This window comes from Pseudomonas sp. 5.2, from assembly GCF_059025405.1.
The window spans coordinates 127,883-149,018 of record NZ_JBYBHH010000009.1 but is presented as its reverse complement, the minus strand read 5'-3'; the positions used below and the strand labels follow the sequence as shown (position 1 = coordinate 149,018).

Annotated in this window: 20 protein-coding genes; 14 read left to right on the top strand and 6 right to left on the bottom strand. The window is 61.3% G+C overall.

Features of this window, described 5'->3' with window-relative positions; genetic code table 11:
• The first annotated feature begins 131 nt into the window (after nucleotides 1-131).
• Genes AC5PZ0_RS15765 through secB form a run of 3 tightly spaced genes read left to right on the top strand, consistent with a single transcriptional unit; the run spans nucleotide 132 to nucleotide 1,326 of the window.
• The gene (locus tag AC5PZ0_RS15765; RefSeq protein ID WP_027592379.1) at nucleotides 132-545 is read left to right on the top strand and encodes a rhodanese-like domain-containing protein; all 414 of its coding nucleotides are present in this window, start codon (nucleotides 132-134) and stop codon (nucleotides 543-545) included.
• A gap of 1 nt (nucleotide 546) precedes the next feature.
• Entirely contained in the window at nucleotides 547-801 is a 255-nt protein-coding gene (gene grxC / locus AC5PZ0_RS15760; protein WP_003249204.1) for a glutaredoxin 3, read from the top strand.
• A gap of 39 nt (nucleotides 802-840) precedes the next feature.
• The gene (secB, locus tag AC5PZ0_RS15755) at nucleotides 841-1,326 is read left to right on the top strand and encodes a protein-export chaperone SecB (RefSeq protein WP_027592380.1); all 486 of its coding nucleotides are present in this window, start codon (nucleotides 841-843) and stop codon (nucleotides 1,324-1,326) included.
• A 154-nt stretch (nucleotides 1,327-1,480) separates the two neighbouring features.
• Here the strand turns inward: secB and trmL are convergent, their stop codons facing one another.
• A complete protein-coding gene (trmL, locus tag AC5PZ0_RS15750; RefSeq protein WP_099455580.1) occupies nucleotides 1,481-1,942 on the bottom strand; it encodes a tRNA (uridine(34)/cytosine(34)/5-carboxymethylaminomethyluridine(34)-2'-O)-methyltransferase TrmL in 462 nt (153 codons plus the stop codon).
• Here trmL and AC5PZ0_RS15745 point away from each other — a divergent pair.
• Nucleotides 1,941-2,378, top strand: a complete 438-nt coding sequence (locus AC5PZ0_RS15745; protein ID WP_027592382.1) for a hypothetical protein — start codon at nucleotides 1,941-1,943, stop codon at nucleotides 2,376-2,378. The two genes, trmL and AC5PZ0_RS15745, sit on opposite strands and share 2 nt — an antisense overlap.
• Nucleotides 2,379-2,837: 459 nt before the next feature.
• Here AC5PZ0_RS15745 and ntrC read toward each other — a convergent pair whose 3' ends face one another.
• From ntrC to glnA, 3 genes are all read right to left on the bottom strand, one after another.
• Entirely contained in the window at nucleotides 2,838-4,274 is a 1,437-nt protein-coding gene (gene ntrC / locus AC5PZ0_RS15740; protein ID WP_027592383.1) for a nitrogen regulation protein NR(I), read from the bottom strand.
• Nucleotides 4,271-5,356, bottom strand: coding sequence for a nitrogen regulation protein NR(II) (gene glnL, locus AC5PZ0_RS15735; protein WP_027592384.1), 1,086 nt, complete (start codon nucleotides 5,354-5,356; stop codon nucleotides 4,271-4,273). Before glnL ends, ntrC begins: the two co-directional genes overlap by 4 nt.
• Before the next feature lie 342 nt (nucleotides 5,357-5,698).
• Nucleotides 5,699-7,105 (bottom strand): type I glutamate--ammonia ligase, encoded by a 1,407-nt coding sequence (gene glnA / locus AC5PZ0_RS15730; RefSeq protein ID WP_008095432.1) that lies wholly within the window; start codon nucleotides 7,103-7,105, stop codon nucleotides 5,699-5,701.
• Between the two features lie 491 nt (nucleotides 7,106-7,596).
• On the opposite strand from glnA, the gene thiI reads away from it, so the two are divergent.
• From thiI to AC5PZ0_RS15715, 3 genes are all read left to right on the top strand, one after another.
• On the top strand, nucleotides 7,597-9,051 hold the full coding sequence (gene thiI, locus AC5PZ0_RS15725) for a tRNA uracil 4-sulfurtransferase ThiI (protein WP_027592385.1): 1,455 nt from the start codon (nucleotides 7,597-7,599) through the stop codon (nucleotides 9,049-9,051).
• 128 nt (nucleotides 9,052-9,179) lie between these two features.
• On the top strand, nucleotides 9,180-11,003 hold the full coding sequence (typA, locus tag AC5PZ0_RS15720; protein WP_027592386.1) for a translational GTPase TypA: 1,824 nt from the start codon (nucleotides 9,180-9,182) through the stop codon (nucleotides 11,001-11,003).
• Nucleotides 11,004-11,171: 168 nt separating this feature from the next.
• Nucleotides 11,172-11,771 carry a YjaZ family protein gene (locus AC5PZ0_RS15715; protein ID WP_493855302.1) on the top strand — a complete coding sequence of 200 codons (600 nt, stop codon included), beginning with the start codon at nucleotides 11,172-11,174 and terminating at the stop codon, nucleotides 11,769-11,771.
• 173 nt (nucleotides 11,772-11,944) lie between these two features.
• On the opposite strand, the gene AC5PZ0_RS15710 is transcribed toward AC5PZ0_RS15715, so the two are convergent.
• Nucleotides 11,945-12,349 (bottom strand): YkgJ family cysteine cluster protein, encoded by a 405-nt coding sequence (locus tag AC5PZ0_RS15710; protein WP_016712459.1) that lies wholly within the window; start codon nucleotides 12,347-12,349, stop codon nucleotides 11,945-11,947.
• Between the two features lie 198 nt (nucleotides 12,350-12,547).
• Between AC5PZ0_RS15710 and AC5PZ0_RS15705 the strand changes: the two genes are divergently transcribed.
• The 5 genes from AC5PZ0_RS15705 to AC5PZ0_RS15685 all read left to right on the top strand — a co-directional run bounded on the left by AC5PZ0_RS15705 (nucleotide 12,548) and on the right by AC5PZ0_RS15685 (nucleotide 17,904).
• Nucleotides 12,548-14,998, top strand: coding sequence for a glycogen/starch/alpha-glucan phosphorylase (locus tag AC5PZ0_RS15705; RefSeq protein WP_027592387.1), 2,451 nt, complete (start codon nucleotides 12,548-12,550; stop codon nucleotides 14,996-14,998).
• Between the two features lie 268 nt (nucleotides 14,999-15,266).
• Nucleotides 15,267-16,277 (top strand): class 1 fructose-bisphosphatase, encoded by a 1,011-nt coding sequence (locus tag AC5PZ0_RS15700; RefSeq protein WP_027592388.1) that lies wholly within the window; start codon nucleotides 15,267-15,269, stop codon nucleotides 16,275-16,277.
• A 3-nt stretch (nucleotides 16,278-16,280) separates the two neighbouring features.
• Complete coding sequence (locus AC5PZ0_RS15695) at nucleotides 16,281-16,877, top strand: DUF924 family protein (RefSeq protein WP_454242825.1); 597 nt, start codon at nucleotides 16,281-16,283, stop codon at nucleotides 16,875-16,877.
• Between the two features lie 203 nt (nucleotides 16,878-17,080).
• Entirely contained in the window at nucleotides 17,081-17,335 is a 255-nt protein-coding gene (gene bamE / locus AC5PZ0_RS15690) for an outer membrane protein assembly factor BamE domain-containing protein (protein ID WP_079230016.1), read from the top strand.
• Nucleotides 17,332-17,904 (top strand): lipocalin family protein, encoded by a 573-nt coding sequence (locus tag AC5PZ0_RS15685; protein ID WP_493855301.1) that lies wholly within the window; start codon nucleotides 17,332-17,334, stop codon nucleotides 17,902-17,904. Before bamE ends, AC5PZ0_RS15685 begins: the two co-directional genes overlap by 4 nt.
• Nucleotides 17,905-18,017: 113 nt before the next feature.
• Here the strand turns inward: AC5PZ0_RS15685 and AC5PZ0_RS15680 are convergent, their stop codons facing one another.
• On the bottom strand, nucleotides 18,018-19,382 hold the full coding sequence (locus AC5PZ0_RS15680; protein WP_493855300.1) for a formimidoylglutamate deiminase: 1,365 nt from the start codon (nucleotides 19,380-19,382) through the stop codon (nucleotides 18,018-18,020).
• A 143-nt stretch (nucleotides 19,383-19,525) separates the two neighbouring features.
• Here AC5PZ0_RS15680 and hutC point away from each other — a divergent pair, with 143 nt between their 5' ends.
• Together hutC and AC5PZ0_RS15670 are read left to right on the top strand one after the other, a co-directional pair.
• Complete coding sequence (gene hutC, locus AC5PZ0_RS15675; protein ID WP_172960436.1) at nucleotides 19,526-20,236, top strand: histidine utilization transcriptional repressor HutC; 711 nt, start codon at nucleotides 19,526-19,528, stop codon at nucleotides 20,234-20,236.
• Complete coding sequence (locus tag AC5PZ0_RS15670) at nucleotides 20,233-20,805, top strand: HutD/Ves family protein (protein WP_493855299.1); 573 nt, start codon at nucleotides 20,233-20,235, stop codon at nucleotides 20,803-20,805. The genes hutC and AC5PZ0_RS15670 overlap by 4 nt, the downstream gene beginning before the upstream one ends.
• The last annotated feature ends 331 nt before the right edge of the window (nucleotides 20,806-21,136 follow it).

The following is a 21,136-nucleotide window of genomic DNA, read 5'->3' as shown; positions in this document are numbered from 1 at the left end:
CGTCCCATCCCCCGACCGGCGCAGCCAGCGTGCCAGGGCAAAGCTGCTTTTCTGGCCGGCCAGTCGGGCTTTGGTGGTCATGGGGGGCTGTGTATACTGGCCGGCATTTTCAATCGCCTGGAACACCGCTGATGGTTGCTCACCTGATTCAATTCGCGACAGATCACTACATCCTGGTTGCGATCTTCGTTGTTCTGCTGGTCCTGCTGCTCATCAATGAAGTCCGCCGTGGCGGCCAGAGCCTGAGCAATGGCCAGTTGACTGCCCTGGTCAACGCTGACAAGGCCCTGGTCATCGATATCCGCACTGCCAAGGAATATTCCGCGGGCCACATCGTGGGTGCCGTGAACATCCCGCAGGACAAGCTGGTCAGCCGTATGGCCGAGCTGGAAAAGCACAAAGAGAAGACCCTGATCATCGTCGATGCGATGGGCCAGCAGTCCGGCACGCTTTGCCGCGAGCTGCTCAAAGCTGGTTACAACGCCGCTAAGTTGAGCGGTGGCGTTTCCAGCTGGAAAGCCGATAACCTGCCCCTGGTGAAGTGATATGAAGCCCGTCATCGTTTATTCCAGCGACTACTGCCCCTACTGCATGCGCGCCAAATACCTGCTCGAGAGCAAGGGCGTTGCGTTCGAGGAAATCAAGGTCGACGGCAAACCGCAGGTTCGCGCCGAAATGAGCCAGAAGGCCGGCCGTACGTCGGTGCCACAGATCTGGATCGGCAGCACCCATGTCGGTGGATGCGATGACCTCTATGCCCTGGAGCGCGCCGGCAAGCTCGACGCGCTGCTGGCGGCCTGATTTGCACTGCATTCAAAAACATTAGGATAAGGATCTGCCATGACTGACCAACAGACCAACGGCGCAGCTGCCGAAGACAACAGCCCTCAGTTCTCCCTGCAGCGCATCTACGTGCGTGACCTGTCGTTCGAGGCCCCGAAAAGCCCGCAGATCTTCCGCCAGCAGTGGGAGCCGAGCGTTGCCCTGGACCTGAACACCAAGCAGAAAGCCCTGGAAGGCGACTTCCATGAAGTGGTGCTGACCCTGTCGGTTACCGTCAAGAACGGTGACGAAGTGGCCTTCATCGCTGAAGTGCAGCAGGCCGGCATCTTCCTGATCGCCAACCTCGACGCTTCGTCGATGAGCCACACCCTCGGCGCGTTCTGCCCGAACATCCTGTTCCCGTACGCCCGTGAGACCCTGGACAGCCTGGTCACCCGCGGTTCGTTCCCAGCGCTGATGCTGTCGCCGGTCAACTTCGACGCCCTGTACGCGCAAGAGCTGCAGCGTATGCAGGAAGCGGGCGAGACGCCTACTGTGCAGTAATAGCTGCCGGTTTCAGAAAGGCGCCTCACGGGGCGCTTTTTTATTGCCTGTTCTGGCCTCTTCGCGGGGCAGGCCCGCTCCCACATTGAGATGCTTACGCCAAACCATTGTGGGAGCGGGCTTGCCCCGCGAAGAGGCCGTTCCTGCCAATGGGTCAGCTTCCGGCAAACCCGTTCTGCCGCCAGGCCTCGTACACCGTCACCGCCACGGTATTGGACAGGTTCAGGCTCCGGCACCCCGGCCGCATCGGCAGGCGCAAGCGCTGCTCGGCCGGCAGGCTGTCCAGCACGTCGGCTGGCAAGCCGCGGCTTTCGGGGCCAAACAGGAAGGCGTCGCCCGGCTGGTAAGCCACTTCATGGAAGGGGTGCGAGCCCTTGGTGGTGAAGGCGAACAGCCGTGGGTTACCCAGGCTTTCCAGGCATCCGGCCAGGCTCTCGTGGCGCTTGAGCGTGGCATACTCGTGGTAGTCCAGCCCCGCCCTGCGCAGGCGCTTGTCATCCAGTTCGAAGCTGATGGGCTCGATCAGGTGCAGGTGGCAACCGCTGTTGGCGCAGAGGCGAATGATGTTGCCGGTATTCGGCGGAATTTCTGGTTGAAAAAGGATGACGTGAAACATGCACGGCTCCAGGCGTGAAGATGACGAGCATTCTACCCCTGAACCGGACCTGCGTTCGAAGGCCTTCCCACGCGTGATGCTATCGCTGGCCATTGTCGGCCTGATGGTGGGCTTGATGATCGGCCGCCTGACCACCCCCGATGAGCGGGTGCTGGAGCAGGTTGAGGTGGTACAAGACGGGCTCGACCTATGGTTCAACGAAGAGCCGAAGCTGCATGGCGAGAACGTCGAGGGGACGGTTGCCGTGCTGTTCGAGGCCCAGGGCAAGGCCCAGCGGGGGCAATTGAGCCTGCAGGGCAAACCGGTGGGCTGGCGTGTGCAGAAAAGCGAGGAAGGGCTGTTGCTGACGGTGGTGGCCGCGCGCCCACTGCACGGCGAGTGGGCCGGTGCAGAGGACGCTGGGCGTTGGCGTGTGCAGGTGAGGCTGCACGAATAAAAGAGGGGATGTCCCGGCCTGCCTGTACCAGGGTCCCCAAAACTTGCGCTATTGCAAATAAAAGAGGGGTTTTCCCGGCCTGCCTGTACCGAGGACCCCGAAACTGGAGATACAGGACTTATTGCAGGGGGCGTGCCAGTTTTGCAAAACCCGGAAACATTGGCTTTCAGGGCTTTTTTGCCAGGTTTTGAGGGTTTTTGTGCCTTCGTGCGGTGCAGAGGGCACAGGATCGGTGCATTGCGGCTGAAATAAAAAGGGCCGCTCTAAAGCGTCATGCTGTTCACTTAAGTTATCCATCGCCTGTATTGGGGCCGCTTTGCGGCCCATCGCGGCACAAGGCCGCTCCCACAATGTTCGCGCATGCCCTGTGAATAGGGGCATAACGCGGTCGGTGTGGGAGCGGCCTTGTGCCGCGATGGGCCGCAGAGCGGCCCCAGTATTCAATGACCTACGTACAACTCAATGGTCTTCGCTGTCATCCTCATCGCCGCCGGCGACATTCATCCCCAGCTCCTTGATTTTGCGCGTCAAGGTATTGCGCCCCCAGCCCAGCAACAACGCCGCATCCCGACGCCGGCCGGCCGTGTGCTTGAGGGCGGTCTCGATCATGATCCGTTCGAAACTGGGCACCGCACTGTCGAGCAGGTTCGATTGGCCACGGGCCAGCGCCTGGTCCGCCCACTGGCGCAGCGCCTGTTCCCAGTTGGTCACGGGGGCCGCGTCCTGCGGCAGGTTGAGCAACTCGGGAGGCAAGTCACCGATCAGCACTTCACGGCTGGACGCCATCACGGTGATCCAGCGGCAGGTGTTTTCCATCTGCCGCACGTTGCCCGGCCACGGCAGGTTGCGGATGAACTCTTCGGTTTCCGGCTTCAGCAGTTTTGGCTCCACCGCCAGCTCCTGCGCGGCGCGGGCGAGGAAGTGGCGGGCGAGCGCAGGGATATCTTCGCGGCGGTCGGCCAGGCGCGGAATGTGGATGCGGATCACATTGAGCCGGTGGAACAAGTCCTCGCGGAACTTGCCAGCCTGCACCAACGACTCCAGGTTCTGGTGGGTGGCGGCAATGATGCGCACATCCACCTTGACCGGCACGTGGCCACCCACCCGGTAGAACTCGCCATCGGCCAGCACCCGCAGCAGGCGGGTCTGGGTGTCGGCGGGCATGTCGCCGATCTCGTCGAGGAACAACGTACCGCCGTCGGCCTGCTCGAAGCGACCGCGGCGCAGGTTTGCCGCACCGGTGAAGGCGCCTTTCTCATGGCCGAACAGCTCGGACTCCATCAGGTCTTTGGGGATGGCTGCCATGTTCAGGGCAATGAACGGTGACGCCGCACGCGGGCTGTGGCGGTGCAACGCATGCGCCACCAGCTCTTTGCCGGTGCCGGACTCACCGTTGATCAGTACCGTGATGTTGGAGTGGCTCAGGCGACCGATGGCGCGGAACACCTCCTGCATCGCCGGCGCTTCGCCGATGATCTCTGGCGTACGGGCCAAGGCTTGTGGCACATCGAGGCCTTGCTGCTCCTGGGCATGCTGGTTGGCGCGCTTGACCAGCGACACTGCCTCGTCCACGTCGAACGGCTTGGGCAGGTACTCGAAGGCGCCGCCCTGGTAGGACGCCACGGCACTGTCGAGGTCGGAGTGAGCGGTCATGATGATGACCGGCAGGCGCGGGTGCTGTTCGCGGATCTGGGCCAGCAGGTCAAGGCCGCTGGTGCCCGGCATGCGGATGTCGGAAATGATCACATCCGGTTGCTGGCGGGCCAGGCGGCCCATCACGCCATCAGCGCTGTCGAAGCTCTGGGTGGTCATGCCTTCCTGTTGCAGGGCTTTTTCCAGGACCCAGCGGATGGAGCGATCATCGTCGACGATCCATACGGTTTCACTTCGGCTCATGAGGCGGTGGCTCCTTGTTCCAGAGGCAGGTAGATCGAGAAGGCGGTATGGCCCGCGTGGCTTTCACACTCGATCAGGCCCTGGTGCTGGCTGATGATGTTCTGGGTGATGGCCAGGCCCAGCCCGGTACCGTCCGGGCGCCCGCTGACCATGGGATAGAAAAGCGTGTCTTGCAGTTCCGACGGGATGCCCGGGCCGTTGTCGATGATCTCGACGCGTGCCACCAGCCGGTGGCGCACATGGCCGATGGTGAACTGGCGCAGCGCACGGCTGCGCAGGGTGATGCGGCCCAGGCGCAATTCGTTCTGCGAGCTTATCGCCTGCATGGCGTTGCGCACGATGTTCAGCACCGCCTGGATCATCTGCTCACGGTCGATCAGCACATCCGGCAGGCTCGGGTCGTAGTCGCGCACCAACGTGATGCAGCCCTGGCTTTCGGCGTCCACCAGGCTGCAGACCCGCTCCAGCACTTCGTGGATGTTGGTCATGGCCAGCGAGGGCAGTTTGTTCGAGCCCAGCATACGGTCGACCAGGTTGCGCAGGCGGTCGGCCTCTTCGATGATCACGTTGGTGTAGTCGCGCAGGCCCTCTTCAGGCAGCTCGCGGGCCAACAGCTGCGCCGCGCCGCGGATGCCACCGAGCGGGTTCTTGATCTCGTGGGCCAGGCCACGCACCAGCATCTTGGTGGTTTCCTGCTTGCTCAGCTGGGCTTCTTCCTTGGTGATGCGCAGCAGCCGATCGCGCGGGTGCACCTCGAGCAGCAGCAGGGTCTGGCCCTGGTGCAGAATCGGCGTGACAGCGTAGTCGACGGTGATGGTCTGCCCAGTCAGCGAGGTCAGCTGCGCCTCGCGCTTGGTGAACGGGTGCGCCTGTTCAACCGCCTGGCGCAGCGAGCTGAGCGCTTCGGTCGACTCGGTGAACAGCTCGCTGATGAACTGCCCATGGCTGCGCTGGCCACTGACGGCCAACAGCATTTCTGCCGCCGGGTTCATGTATTCCAGGCGCAGCTCGGCGTTCAGCAGGAGCGTGGCGGTGGTCAGGTTGTCCAGAAGCAGACGGTGCTGTGCATCGCTGATGGTCATAAGGCGTCGTTGACCTCTTTTGGCGCTTGCCTGGCACTAGGTGGCCAGAGCCGGGCGCGCTGTGGATCCGCTGATGCCAGGAAAATGCAAGAAACAAACCAAAGCTCCGAAAAGAAGCGAGATTTGCCCATAAAGGCCTGTATCTGCGCACTTTCGGATCAGAAACTCTGGATGAAACGTTTCACTTGACCCAGATTGGGGAGCAAATAGGGGCACGGCTGGCAGTGGTGCACCAAGATAGAGCATAGCGGGAGTGGCGAGGGTTCTGCGTGGGCAGAAACAAAAACGGCCTCCCGAAGGAGGCCGTCTTGATCACGTCATCGGCGCCAGGCGCCGATCAGATCAGCAGCTGTAGTACAGCTCGTATTCCAGCGGGTGCACGAAGGTACGGACCTTGATCTCTTCTTCGCTCTTCAGCTCGATGAAGGCATCGATGAAGTCGTCGGAGAACACGCCGCCCTTGGTCAGGAACGCTCGGCCTTTATCCAGCTCTTCCAGGGCCTCTTTCAGGCTGCCGCAGACTTGCGGGATGTCTTTCGCCTCTTCAGGCGGCAGGTCGTACAGGTTCTTGTCGGCAGCATCGCCTGGGTGGATCTTGTTCTGGATGCCGTCCAGGCCAGCCATCAGCAGGGCCGCGAAGGCCAGGTACGGGTTGGCCGATGGGTCCGGGAAGCGCGCTTCGATACGGCGGGCTTTCGGGCTGCCGACGTACGGAATACGGATCGAGGCGGAACGGTTGCGCGCCGAGTAGGCCAGCATCACCGGGGCTTCGAAGCCTGGAACCAGACGCTTGTAGGAGTTGGTCGACGGGTTGGTGAAGCCGTTCAGGGCCTTACCGTGCTTGATGATACCGCCGATGAAGTACAGGGCGGTGTCGGACAGGCCGGCATAGCCTTCACCCGAGAAGGTGTTCTTGCCGTCTTTCCAGATCGACATGTGCACGTGCATGCCCGAGCCGTTGTCGCCGTACAGTGGCTTCGGCATGAAGGTGGCGGTACGGCCGTAGGCGTCGGCAACGTTGTGCACGACGTACTTCAGGGCCTGTACTTCGTCAGCCTTCTTCACCAGGGTGTTGAACTTGACGCCGATTTCGTTCTGGCCGGCAGTCGCCACTTCGTGGTGGTGAACTTCAACGGTCTGACCCATTTCTTCCAGTGCGTTGCACATGGCAGTACGGATTTCGTGGTCGTGGTCGAACGGCGGAACTGGGAAGTAGCCGCCTTTGACGCCAGGACGGTGGCCTTTGTTGCCGCCTTCCACGTCAGCGCCAGTCATCCACGAGCCTTGCTCGGAGAAGATCTTGAACATCGAGCCGGAGATGTCCGACTGGAACTTCACTTCGTCGAAGATGAAGAACTCAGGCTCTGGGCCGGCGAATACGGTGTCACCGATGCCGGTGCTCTTCAGGTACTCTTCGGCGCGCTTGGCGATGCCGCGTGGGTCGCGATCGTAGCCCTGCATGCTCGACGGGTCGACGATGTCGCAGGTGATGATCAGGGTTGGCTCTTCGGTGAACGGGTCCAGCACGGCGGTGTCATCGACCGGCATCAGGATCATGTCGGAGGCTTCGATGCCTTTCCAGCCAGCGATGGAGGAACCGTCGAACATCTTGCCGACTTCGAAGAAATCTTCGTCCAGGCCATCACGCGCCGGCATGGTCACGTGGTGCTGAATGCCTTTGGTGTCCGTGAAACGCAGATCAATCCACTTGACGTCATGATCTTTGATGAGTTGAACCGACTTCGACATGTTGTCCTCCGGATGGTCTAGAGCGCGGTGGGCCGCTGCCCTGGAAAAAGGGTGTTGCCGGGCGCGGATAGTCGGCCAAGCTTACCTGCCTCACAAGGGAGCAAATTGCATGCCAGTGCCCGAAAATGGCGAGGGCGGGATAAAAGAGGGCGTTTGCGGGCATCTGGCGACAGGGTAGTGGGGAAAAGTGCACTCTTAAGATGCGGTTTTTAGTACCAGTGCACCAATAGTGTGCACGTGCTTAGTGTTGTGCTTTCTTTCAGGGCCTCTTCGCGGGTGAACCCGCTCCCACAGGGACCGCAGGGATTTCGAAGATTGTGCAATCCCCTGTAGGAGCGGGTTTACCCGCGAAAGGGCCGGAACAGGCACCCCAAAACCCCGGCCTTGCATTTATCTCAAAGCTTCTGATCAAAAGTTGGTCAAATCCTGAGCAATTTCCGATATAATTCGCGCCCCTCATTTTCGGCAGGCCCTGCGCGCGCTGTTAACCAATGAAACTTATCGTCAAAGTCTTCCCAGAAATCACCATCAAGAGCCGGCCGGTGCGCAAGCGCTTCATCCGTCAGCTCGGCAAGAACATCCGCAACGTGCTCAAGGATCTGGATCCTGAGCTCGCGGTCGATGGTGTCTGGGACAATCTCGAAGTGGTCACCCGCGTCGAAGACGAGAAGGTCCAGCGCGAGATGATCGAGCGCCTCACCTGCACGCCGGGTATCACCCACTTCCTGCAGGTCGAGGAATACCCGCTCGGCGACTTCGACGACATCGTCGAGAAGTGCAAGCAGCACTTCGGTCACCTGCTGGCGGGCAAGCACTTCGCGGTACGCTGCAAGCGCGGCGGCCACCACGACTTCACGTCGATGGACGTCGACCGCTACGTCGGCAGCCAGCTGCGTCAGCAGTGCGGCGCCGCCGGCATCGAGCTGAAGAACCCGGAAGTCCTGGTGCGCATCGAAATTCGCAACCAGCGCCTGTACGTGATCCACAACCAGCACCAGGGCATCGGCGGCTATCCGCTGGGCGCCCTCGAGCAAACCCTGGTATTGATGTCCGGTGGCTTCGACTCCACCGTGGCGGCCTACCAGATGATGCGCCGTGGCCTGATGACCCACTTCTGCTTCTTCAACCTCGGCGGCCGTGCTCACGAGCTGGGGGTGATGGAAGTTGCCCACTACCTGTGGAAAAAGTACGGCAGCAGCCAGCGCGTGCTGTTCATCAGCGTGCCGTTCGAAGAAGTGGTCGGCGAGATCCTCAACAAGGTCGACAACAGCTACATGGGCGTGACCCTCAAGCGCATGATGTTGCGCGGCGCCGCCCATATGGCCGACCGCCTGCAGATCGACGCGCTGGTCACCGGCGAGGCGATTTCCCAGGTCTCCAGCCAGACCCTGCCGAACCTGTCGATCATCGACTCGGCGACCGACAAGCTGGTGCTGCGCCCGCTGCTGGCCAGCCACAAGCAGGACATCATCGACCAGGCCACCGAAATCGGCACCGCCGACTTCGCCAAGCACATGCCTGAATACTGCGGCGTGATCTCGGTAAACCCGACCACCCACGCCAAGCGTCACCGCATGGAGCATGAAGAGAAGCAATTCGACATGGCCGTGCTGGAGCGCGCCCTCGAACGCGCCAAGTTCATCTCGATCGACCACGTGATCGATGAGCTGGGCAAGGACGTCGAGGTGGAAGAAGTGCGCGAAGCGCTGCCTGGCCAGATCGTCATCGACATCCGTCACCCCGATGCCCAGGAAGACGAACCCCTGGTGATCGAGGGCATCGAAGTCCAAGTGATGCCATTTTATGCAATTAATAGTCGCTTCAAGCAGCTGGATGAAACACGCCAGTACCTGCTGTATTGCGACAAGGGTGTGATGAGCCGACTGCACGCACACCACCTGCTCAGTGAGGGACATGCCAATGTGCGTGTTTATCGTCCGGCATAAGACGCCAGGGCTGTATGGCGGCAGCATCCGCCATCGCCCTCCCGACCGCCGGGCCTGCTGAGCCTTATACCTTACATATTGGTCGCCTAGACTAGGCGGCAACCGAATCCTCTGATCGAGATACACTTGTGATCGAAAATCTGCGTAACATCGCCATCATCGCCCACGTTGACCATGGTAAAACCACGTTGGTCGACAAACTCCTGCGTCAGTCCGGCACTCTGGAGCGTAACGAGCTCAACGACGAGCGCGTCATGGACTCCAACGACCAGGAAAAAGAGCGCGGTATTACCATTCTGGCGAAAAACACCGCCATCAACTGGAACGGCTACCACATCAACATCGTCGACACCCCCGGCCACGCCGACTTCGGTGGCGAGGTTGAGCGTGTAATGTCGATGGTCGACTCCGTGCTGCTGCTGGTCGACGCTCAAGACGGCCCGATGCCGCAAACCCGCTTCGTGACCAAAAAGGCCTTCGAAGCTGGCCTGAAGCCAATCGTTGTCATCAACAAGGTTGACCGCCCGGGCGCGCGTCCTGACTGGGTTCTGGACCAGATCTTCGACCTGTTCGACAACCTCGGTGCCACCGACGAACAGCTGGACTTCAAAGTCGTCTACGCCTCGGCCCTGAACGGCATCGCCGGTCTGGACCACACCGAAATGGGCGAAGACATGACTGCCCTGTACCAGGCGGTCATCGACCACGTTCCAGCGCCAGCTGTTGACCGTGACGGCCCGTTCCAGATGCAGATCTCCGCTCTGGACTACAACAGCTTCCTGGGTGTTATCGGTGTTGGCCGTATTGCCCGTGGTCGCATCAAGCCGAACACCCCGGTTGTTGCCATCGACGCTGACGGCAAGAAGCGTAACGGCCGTATCCTCAAGCTGATGGGCCACCACGGCCTGCACCGCGTCGATGTCGAAGAAGCCCAAGCTGGCGACATCGTCTGCATCAGCGGTTTCGACGAGCTGTTCATCTCCGACACCCTGTGCGACCCGACTGCCGTTGAGGCGATGAAGCCGCTGACCGTTGACGAGCCGACCGTTTCGATGACCTTCCAGGTCAACGACTCGCCGTTCTGCGGCAAGGAAGGCAAGTTCGTCACCAGCCGTAACATCAAGGACCGTCTGGACAAAGAGCTGCTGTACAACGTTGCCCTGCGCGTTGAAGAAACCGACTCCCCAGACAAGTTCAAGGTCTCGGGCCGTGGTGAGCTGCACCTCTCGGTACTGATCGAAACCATGCGTCGTGAAGGCTTCGAGCTGGCCCTGGGCCGCCCAGAAGTGATCATCCGCGAAGTGGACGGCGTGAAGCAGGAACCGTTCGAAAACGTCACCATCGACATCCCTGAAGAAGCCCAGGGCAAGGTCATGGAAGAGATGGGTCTGCGTAAAGGCGACCTGACCAACATGGTTCCGGATGGCAAGGGCCGTGTACGCCTGGAATACAACATCCCGGCGCGTGGTCTGATCGGTTTCCGTAACCAGTTCCTGACCCTGACCAACGGTGCAGGCATCCTGACTTCGATCTTCGATCGCTACGACACCGTGAAGTCCGGCCACATGTCCGGCCGTCAGAACGGCGTACTGGTTTCGGTCGAAACCGGCAAGGCGCTGACCTACTCGCTGGAAACCCTCCAGGCGCGTGGCAAGCTGTTTGTCGAGCACGGTCAAGAGATCTACAACGGTCAGATCATCGGCCAGAACAGCCGCGACAACGACCTGGGCGTCAACCCTACCAAGGGCAAGAAGCTCGACAACATGCGTGCTTCGGGTAAAGACGAAGTCATCGCCCTGGTTCCGCCTGTTCGCTTCACCCTGGAACAGGCTCTGGAATACATCCAGGAAGACGAGCTGTGCGAAGTCACGCCGAAGTCCATCCGTCTTCGCAAGAAGATCCTGGACGAAAGCGAGCGTACCCGCGCTGCCAAGAAAGCCAAGAACAGCTGATTTAGCTGTGGCTGAATGAAAGCGCCCCCGGTCGAAAGGCCGGGGGCGTTTTTGTTTGGGGCGTTTATTGCCCCATGTTGCAACGGAAGTAATTGCTAACTAAGCAGTTTTTGGCAATGCACCATAGCCCCAGTACGCTGCCTGCTTGTAAAAATCAGGGAGCTGAAGATGAAGGGCAGGGGGTGGAAGGAGCATTTGGCGCGTGGCCATATTGATGTTGCGGGAGTGTCCTGGAGCTTGCTCCACTTGCGTCCCGGCTTGCATCAAGTAGTTATCCCAGCGCATTCCACTCAGGAACCGCAAGAAGTGACGCTGGCAATAGAGTATTCAAGCCACTGTGTCAGTTATGGGCCGAAGCAAGGTGCTGAATTGAATTTCGAGGCTATGGGCCTCGAGCATTTGCTAATAGATCACAGGGGTATATGCCGGGCGTTTTGCGCTGGGCGATACAGGCTGTCCGTGCAACTGCCGACCATCATGGCATCACTGGCGGATAGGCAATGTCTGTTTACGGGGCATAGCAACTGGCTGACCATGGAAGGGCATCAATTCGGCTATCCAGAAGGAAGCCGCTGTGAGGTCTATTTCAGTCTGCGTCGTGAATCAGCCCGGAGCCTGAAGGTATATGTTGAAAGTGCCTACGTGCGAGACGTTGATCATCCCTCTCATCGTCCGCTTCGCCTGAAGCGGCATGAAAAGATTAAGGGCTGGCTGTTGATAATGAAGAAGCTGAGAAATGAGCCGATTCGACGGCCAGTGCAGCGTTAGCTGGCTGCAGAAATACGAAACCCCCAATTAAGGGGGTCGTATCGCGGATGCCCTTAGGGACTTATCCCATCAACCGGCACGGCCGGAACCAGGTGGCGGCGTCTAGACACTTCCCGAGGGAAGCTCCGTGTACATCAAGACGGTTGAAAGTCTATTGGGTCTCTGATGGATCGTCAACGCCCAACCACTTTAGGCTTGTAGGCACAATACCCCGGCCGCGGCCCGACCTTGGGGTGGTTGCGGCAGGTGTCCGGGCGCTTGTCATAAATGGTGCACAGCCGGCTCTTACGATCCAGGTACATGCAGTCATCGTTGCTCATCCGGGTCAGGGTGAAAATGCCTGACTTCTGGTTGAAGCGTTCGATGATGCCTTCCTTCTGCAGGCGTTTGGCCACGTTTTTGGGCGGTTCGTCTTTTTCGAACTCGTCTACCACGCCAATGCGGATCAGATCCTTGATCTTCACCTCCACCGGCAGGGTGCAACAGGTCGAGTGGCAGCCACCGCACATGTGGCTGGCATAGCGCTGCCAAGTCTCCAGGCGGTCGACTTCGGCGGCGGCGATCAGGGTCGTTTTCATCGTTATGGGGGTGAATCACGGGCTTGGGGCGCGCGATGATACCGGAGTTGTTCAATTTGTGAACAACCTTTTGCCCGATTCAAGGTGTTGATTCAGTGTTCAGGCATGAAAACTGCGAACAGGAACGGTAAGTCCCTGTCGAAGGGTCTAGTCTCTTCACTCTCCCTCCGTATTCGTCAACTTGCCCGAGGATGCCGCATGTCCCAGGAACCCAAAGCACGTGACGCCGAGGTGGCCGATTTTCGCGCCGCTGTACTGGATAAGCTGACCTACGCGGTCGGCAAGGACCCCGAGCATGCCTTCGACCATGACTGGTTCGAAGCCATTGCCCTGGCCGCGCGTGATCACATGGTCGATCACTGGATGGACCACACCCGTCAGGCCTATCGGCGCAGTCAAAAGCGGGTGTATTACCTTTCTCTGGAATTTCTCATTGGGCGGCTGCTGTACGACAGCTTGAGCAACCTGGGCTTGCTGGACATCGCCCGTGAAGCCCTTGATGGCCTGGATGTCGACCTGGAGCGTATCCGCCTGCTCGAGCCGGATGCGGCGCTGGGCAACGGTGGCCTGGGGCGGCTCGCCGCTTGCTTCATGGAAAGCATGTCGACCCTGGGCATCGCCGCCCACGGCTACGGCATCCGCTACGAGCACGGCCTGTTTCGCCAGGCGGTGGTCGATGGCTGGCAGCAGGAGCAGACCGAAAACTGGCTGGACTTTGGCAACCCCTGGGAGTTTGAGCGCGCCGAGGTGATCTACCCGATCAGTTTCGGCGGCAGCGTCGAAACGGTGCAAGACACCCACGGCCAGCAACGGCAAGTGTGGTGGCCTGGCGAGACGGTGCGCGCGGTGGCCTATGACACGCCGGTGGTCGGCTGGCGTGGCGCCAGCGTCAACACCTTGCGCCTGTGGCGTGCCCGGGCGCTGGAAGAACTGCACCTGGAGCGCTTCAACGCCGGTGACCACCTGGGCGCGGTCGCCGAAGTGGCCCGTGCCGAGAGCATCTCACGCGTTCTCTACCCGGCCGACAGCACCGAAGCTGGCCAGGAGCTGCGCCTGCGCCAGGAATACTTCTTCGTTTCGGCCTCGCTGCAGGACCTGCTGCGGCGCCACCTGAACATGCACAAGGACTTGCTCAACCTGCCCGATGCGGCGGCCATCCAGCTCAACGACACGCACCCGTCGATTGCCGTGGCCGAGTTGATGCGCCTGCTGGTCGACCAGCATGAAATCCCGTGGGAAAAGGCCTGGGAGCTGACCGTCGGCACCCTGGCCTATACCAACCACACCCTGCTGCCCGAGGCTCTGGAAACCTGGCCGGTGGCGCTGATGGAGCGCATGCTGCCGCGGCACATGCAGATCATCTACTTGATCAACGCCTACCATATCGACGCCCTGCGCGCGAAAGGCCTGCACGACTTCGACGTGCTGCGGGCGGTGTCGTTGATCGAGGAAGAAAACGGCCGCCGGGTACGCATGGGCAACCTGGCGTTTCTGGGGTCGCACAGCGTCAACGGCGTGTCGGCACTGCACAGCAAGTTGATGAAGAGCACGGTGTTCGCCGAGCTGCACAAGCTCTACCCGCAGCGGATCAACAACAAGACCAACGGCATCACGTTCCGGCGTTGGCTGTACCAGTCCAACCCGCAATTGACCGAAATGCTGGTCGAGGCGCTGGGCCCGGAGCTCAAGGATGACCCGGAAGGGTTGCTCGCCAACCTGGTGCCGTTTGCCGACAAGAGCAGTTTCCGCAAGCAATTCGCCGCCCAGCGCCTGCACAGCAAGCGCGCCCTGGCCAGCATCATCCAGGACCGTATCGGCGTGACGGTCAACCCGGAGGCGCTGTTCGATGTACAGGTCAAGCGCATCCACGAATACAAGCGCCAACTGCTCAACCTGTTGCACACCGTGGCCTTGTACCAGGCCATACGCAACGACCCGGGCACCAACTGGGTGCCGAGGGTGAAGATTTTCGCCGGCAAGGCTGCGGCCAGCTATCACCAGGCCAAGCTGATCATCAAACTGGCCAACGACATCGCTCGGGTGGTGAACAACGATCCGACCGTGCGCGGCCTGCTCAAGGTGGTGTTCCTGCCCAATTACAACGTCAGCCTGGCCGAGAGCATCATCCCGGCGGCGGACCTGTCCGAGCAGATTTCTACCGCCGGCTATGAAGCATCGGGTACCAGCAACATGAAGTTCGGCCTCAATGGCGCTCTGACCATTGGCACACTGGACGGCGCCAACGTCGAGATGTGCGAGCACGTGGGGGCCGACAACATGTTCATCTTTGGCCTGACGGCGCAGCAGGTCGAGGCGCGGCGGCGAGCGGGGGATTTTGGCGCCAGTGTGGCGATTGCCGAGTCGAGCCGCTTGAACGACGTGCTTCAGTCGATTCGCAGCGGGGTGTTCTCGCCTGATGATCCCTCGCGCTATACCGGGTTGATCGATGGGCTGGTGGCGTATGACCGCTTCCTGGTGTGCGCCGATTTCGATGCCTACTGGGATGCTCAGCGGCGGGTCGAGGAGCTGTGGCATACGCCGCAGGAATGGTGGCGGATGGCGGTGCTGAACACGGCGAAGATGGGGTGGTTCTCGTCGGATCGGACCATCCGGGAGTATGCGGGGGAGATCTGGAAGGCACTGGATTGAGCATTGGGGCCGCGGTGCGGCCCATTCGCGGGGCAAGCCCGCTCCCACAGGTTTTGCGTTGCCTTGAAGGCTGCGCAAAACCTGTGGGAGCGGGCTTGCCCGCGAATGGGGTGCACACCAGCCCCAGTCGACAGCCGGCCTGGCAAAGGCTGAACTACCGACCTATTGTGCCGTCAGACAGCCCAGGCGAGTCTCATCACTCGCTAGCATCGCACTCTCCCTGTAAACTGCGGGGGTTTTTCTCCCCCTTTCCATTTCGGAGCCATACATGTCCCGCGTTACCCTGAGTCGCTATCTGATTGAGCAGACCCGCAGCAACAATACCCCTGCCGATCTGCGCTTCCTGATCGAAGTGGTGGCGCGCGCGTGCAAAGAGATCAGCCACCACGTGTCCAAAGGCGCCCTGGGCGGCGTACTCGGCAGCATGGGCACCGAAAACGTGCAAGGCGAAGTACAGAAGAAGCTGGACGTTATCTCTAACGACATCCTGCTGGAGGCCAACGAGTGGGGCGGCCACCTGGCCGGCATGGCGTCCGAAGAAATGGACAACGCCTACCAGATCCCGGGCAAATACCCGAAAGGCGCCTACCTGCTGGTCTTCGACCCGCTGGACGGCTCGTCGAACATCGACGTCAACGTCTCGGTCGGCACCATCTTCTCGGTACTGCGTTGCCCTAACCAGTACCTGAGCCAGAACGAAAGCCTCAACGAAGAAGCGTTCCTGCAGCCAGGCACCGAGCAGGTTGCTGCCGGTTATGCCATCTACGGCCCGCAGACCATGCTGATCCTGACCCTGGGCAATGGCGTCAAAGGCTTTACCCTGGACCGCGAACTGGGCAGCTTCGTCCTGACCCACGAAAATATCCAGGTACCGGCCACCACCGCCGAATTCGCCATCAACATGTCCAACCAGCGCCACTGGGAAGCCCCGGTACAGCGTTACGTGGACGAACTGCTGGCCGGTGAAACCGGTCCGCTGAAAAAGAACTACAACATGCGTTGGATTGCCTCGATGGTCGCCGACGTGCACCGCATCCTGACCCGTGGCGGCCTGTTCATGTACCCGCGTGACGCTCGCGACCCGAGCAAGCCGGGCAAGCTGCGCCTGATGTACGAAGCCAACCCGATGTCATTCATCATCGAGCAGGCTGGCGGCGCATCCACCAATGGTTACGATCGTATCCTCGACATCAAGCCAGAGAGCCTGCACCAGCGCGTGTCGGTCATCCTCGGCTCGAAGGAAGAGGTCGAGCGCGTCACCGCGTATCACAAGGAGTAAGTCATGCTCGCACCTTGGCAGCCGTTGCTGGAGTGGTGGTTCGGTTGGGGCACCAGTCCCCAGGCCGTGGCTGACGAGAAGAGCACGCTGTGGTTCGGCAAGCATCACGATGCCGAGGCCCAGGCGCTGTTTGGCGACTTGGTCGAACACGCCCTGGCAGGCGGGCTCGAAGAGTGGCAGCAGAGCCCGCAAGGCTGGCTCGGCCTGCTGATCCTGCTGGACCAGCTGCCTCGCATGATTTACCGCGACACGCCGCGCGCCTTCGAGGGCGACCGGCGTGCGCAGGTGGTGGCCATGCAGGGCCTGCAAAAAGGCTGGGATTACCAGTTGCTGCCGATCCAGCGGGTGTTCGTGCTGCTGGTGCTGGAGCATGCCGAGGTGCTGGACTGGCAAAACCTGTGCGTAGAACGTTACCAGATGCTGCTGGACGAGCAACCTGAGGCCAATCGCCGGTTGTTCGAGGGGTTCCTCGACTACGCCGAGCAGCACCAGCGGGTGATTGCCCGGTTCGGGCGCTTCCCGCACCGCAACCTGATGCTGGAGCGGCCGAGCACCAGCGAAGAGATGGACTTTTTACTGGAGCCTGGCTCCAGGTTCTGATTGCCACTGGGCCTGCTGGGCAGGCCTGTCGCGACACAAAAACCGCGCTTGCATCTGCAGGCGCGGTTTTTTTGTGCCTGCCATTGGCCAGCCGACCAATGGTGTAGGTGAAAAGGGGGGAGGGCAGGGAACCAGGGAGGGATTTTCCCGTCGAAGGTCACTGCAGGCCACTCGCCTGTATCCCCTGTTCAGGAGTGTCCTTCATGTCGTTGCGTTCCCTCGCCCTGTTGTCCCTGTGCGTCGTTCTGACCGCGTGCAGCAAGATCAACCAGGAAAACTATTCCAAGCTCAAGGCCGGTATGAACAAGGCCGAGGTCGAGCAATTGCTCGGCACGCCCACCGAGTGCTCTGGCGCACTGGGCATGAGCAGCTGTACCTGGGGGGACGAGAAGAGCTTTATCAGCGTGCAATACGCGGCCGACAAGGTGCTGATGTATTCAGGGCAGGGCCTCAAATGAGGCGTATCCACCTGCTACTGGGGTTGTGCCTGGTGATGCTGCTGGGCGGCTGCGCCACGTCTGCGCATGACCCGCTGGCGCCGAAAACCGCCGGCAATGTCGACCTCAAGCGCTACCAGGGCAAATGGTACGAACTGGCGCGCCTGCCGATGCGCTACCAGGAGGGCTGCGAGCAGTCCGAGGCGCATTACAACCTGAAGCAGGACGGCACGTTTGGCGTGCTCAATCGCTGCCGCACGATCGGTGACGAATGGCTGCGCGCCGAGGGGCATGCCAACATCCAGGAACCGGGGCATACCGACAAGCTGTGGGTCGAGTTCGATAACTGGTTCACGCGCCTGGTGCCGGGTGTGGCGAGAGGCGAGTACTGGATTTTGTACGTGGACGACCGCTACCACACGGCGATCGTCGGCAGCCCGGACCGCAAATACCTGTGGATCCTGTCCCGCACACCGAGCCTGCCAGCCTGGCAGCGCGAGAGCTTGCTGGCCAAGGCACGGCAGCAGGGCTATGACACCAGCCGGCTGATCTGGCGCACGGCTGACCAGCAGATCGTCAAGTCTCATTGATGCCATTCACGCTGTGCGTGTAGGAGCAGCCTTGTGCTGCGAAGAGGCCCGTATGCATTCAGCAAATGCTGGGGTAATACCGGCCTCTTCGCAGCACAAGGCTGCGCCTACCCTCAGTTCAGCAGTTGACGCAGAACCTCGACGAACGCCCGCGCGCTTTCCTCTTCCTGCGCATGGCGCCCCTGGCGCACTACCCATTGCCCGTTGACCATCACATCGCGCACCTGGCGATCGCCGCCCGCGAACAGCCAACGGTTGAGAATCGCATCGCCCTTTGCCGTGGCGATGTACGGGTCCTGCCCGTCGAGCACCAGCCAGTCGGCTCGCTTGCCCACTGCCAACTCGCCGACCGCTTGCCCAAGCGCCTGTGCACCGCCGCTCAAGGCCGCGTCATACAGCGTGCGGCCGACCATCGGTTGGCCGCCGCGGTACAACCGGTTGCGCCGTTGATCGCGTAGCCGCTGGCCATACTCCAGCCAACGCAGCTCCTCCACCACGCTGAGCGACACATGGCTGTCCGAGCCAATGCCCATGCGCCCACCTTGTGCCAGGTAATCCACCGCCGGGAAGATACCGTCGCCCAGGTTGGCCTCGGTGGTCAGGCACAGGCCTGCCACCGCGCCACTGCGGGCCATGGCGGTGACTTCATCGGCTTCGGCATGGGTGGCATGCACCAGGCACCAGCGCGCGTTCACGTCGACATGTTCGTACAGCCACTGCAGCGGGCGGCGGCCGCTCCAGGCCAGGCAGTCGTCGACTTCCTTCTGTTGTTCGGCAATGTGGATATGCACCGGGCTGTGCGGGCTGCCAGCCTCCAGCACATGGGCGATCTGCCCTGGCGTGACCGCCCGCAGCGAGTGGAAGCACAGGCCCAGTTGCTGTGCCGGCTGCGCGGCCAGCAGGGGGGCGAGTTGTGCCTGCAGGCGCAGGTACTGCTCGGTGGAATTGATGAACCGCCGTTGCCCTTCGTTCGGAGCCTGGCCGCCGAAGCCGGCGTGGCTGTAGAGCACCGGCAGCAGGGTCAGGCCGATGCCGCTGCTGGCTGCCGCCGCGCTGATGCGCCGGGACAGTTCGGCAGGGTCAGCGTAGGCCTTGCCGGCCTGGTCGTGGTGCACGTAGTGGAACTCGGCCACCGAGGTGTAGCCGGCCTTGAGCATCTCGATATACAGCTGGCGCGCGATGACCTGCAGTTGCTCCGGGTTGATCTGGCCCACCAGGCGGTACATCAGGTCACGCCAGGTCCAGAAGCTGTCGTTGGGGTTGCCCGCCACTTCCGCAAGCCCCGCCATGGCGCGTTGAAACGCATGGGAATGCAGGTTGGGCATGCCCGGCAGCAGCGGGCCGGCCAGCCGTTCGGCGCCTTCGGCCGAAGCATCGGGCTCGATACGGGCCACGTTGCCATCACTGGCGACCTCGATTCGGACATTGCTGGCCCACCCATTGGGCAGCAGGGCACGTTCGGCGAAGTAGGCGGACATCGGTGAAATCCTGTTATTGTTAACTTGTATATACATATACAGGCGTTTGCCTGCCGGGTAAACTGCGGCAAGCTACCGCTCATTCAATCGCACAAGGATCCAACGCCGTGCCGACACCTCCTGTCTCCGCGCTGGTTGCCCAGATGGGCGAGGGCCCGGCGCCGCTGTACGCGCGGGTCAAACAGATGATCATCCAGCACATCGACAACGGCAGCTGGCCGCCTCATCACCGGGTCCCTTCGGAAAGCGAACTGGTCAGCCAACTGGGCTTCAGCCGCATGACCATCAACCGCGCCCTGCGTGAGCTCACGGCCGAAGGCTTGCTGGTGCGCATGCAAGGGGTCGGCACGTTCGTCGCCGAGCCCAAGAGCCGTTCGGCGCTGTTTGAGGTCAATAACATCGCCGACGAAATTGCCGGGCGTGGCCACCAGCATAGCTGCCAGGTGATCACCCTTACCGAAGAAGCGGCTGGCTCCGAGCGCGCCCTGGCGCTGGACATGCGCGAAGGCCAGCGGGTGTTCCATTCGCTGATCGTGCACTACGAAAATGGCATCCCGGTGCAAATCGAGGACCGCTACGTCAACGCAGCGATCGCCCCTGATTACCTCAAGCAGGATTTCACCCGGCAGACGCCTTACGCCTACTTGTCCCAGGTCGCGCCGTTGACCGAGGGTGAGCACGTGGTCGAGGCGATCCTGGCCGAGCCGCACGAGTGCCAGCTGCTGCAGATCGAGCGGGGCGAGCCATGCCTGCTGATTCGCCGCCGCACCTGGTCCGGTCGCCAGCCGGTCACCGCTGCGCGGTTGATCCACCCCGGTTCCCGTCATCGCCTTGAAGGACGTTTCAGCAAATGAGCCAGATGCAGGTGTTGCGTGCGCAGGGTTACCCGCGCATGCCGTGGAAGAACGGCGGGGGCTTCACCGAGGAAATCACCCGCGACAGTGGCGAGGGCCTCGACGGGTTCGGCTGGCGTTTGTCGATTGCCGATATCGAAGAGTCAGGCGGGTTCTCGTCGTTCGCCGGTTACCAGCGGATCATCACCGTGCTGCAGGGCGATGGCATGCGCCTGTTGGTCGATGGCCAGGCCAGTCGGCCACTGTTGCCGTTCGATGCCTTTGCGTTTGCCGGCGAGAGCCAGGTCAGTTGCAAGCTGCTGGGTGGGGCGATTCGTGATTTCAACCTGATCTATTCGCCGCAGCGTTATCGGGCGCGGTTGCAGTGGTTCGATGGGACCCACCGGCTGCTCAGTTCGGCGTCGACGGTGTTGTTGTTTGCGGCCAGTAGCCAGGTTGAAGTGGCCATGGCGGGGCGTGAGATGCAGCGGCTGGCCTTGTATGACTGCTTGCGGCTTGAGGGTAACGATGAATTGCTGGGGCTGGAGGTTCAGGGGCGTTTTTGCCTGACTGAACTGACAGCGCGCTGAGGGCTCGCCAGTAGATTTTTGGCGCCTGTGAGATCGAGCGCCGCCCGCGCGGCGCATCGCGAGCAACGCTCGCTCCTACGTTTGTTTTTGGCCAATAACACCTGTAACAGACGCACGCGATCGCCTTTGCGCATGGCGCGATATCGCGCCGAACAAACAAGGCGGTCGCGCGCGTTTGCCCCAGGAATAATTGGCCCAAAACAAACGTAGGAGCGAGCGTTGCTCGCGATGCGCCGCGCGGGCGGCGCTCGGTCTATGCACCACCGCACAACTCAAGCCAGGAGCGAACAGGTCCAAATATTTTGGTTGTCCATGCTTGTACATACAAGTA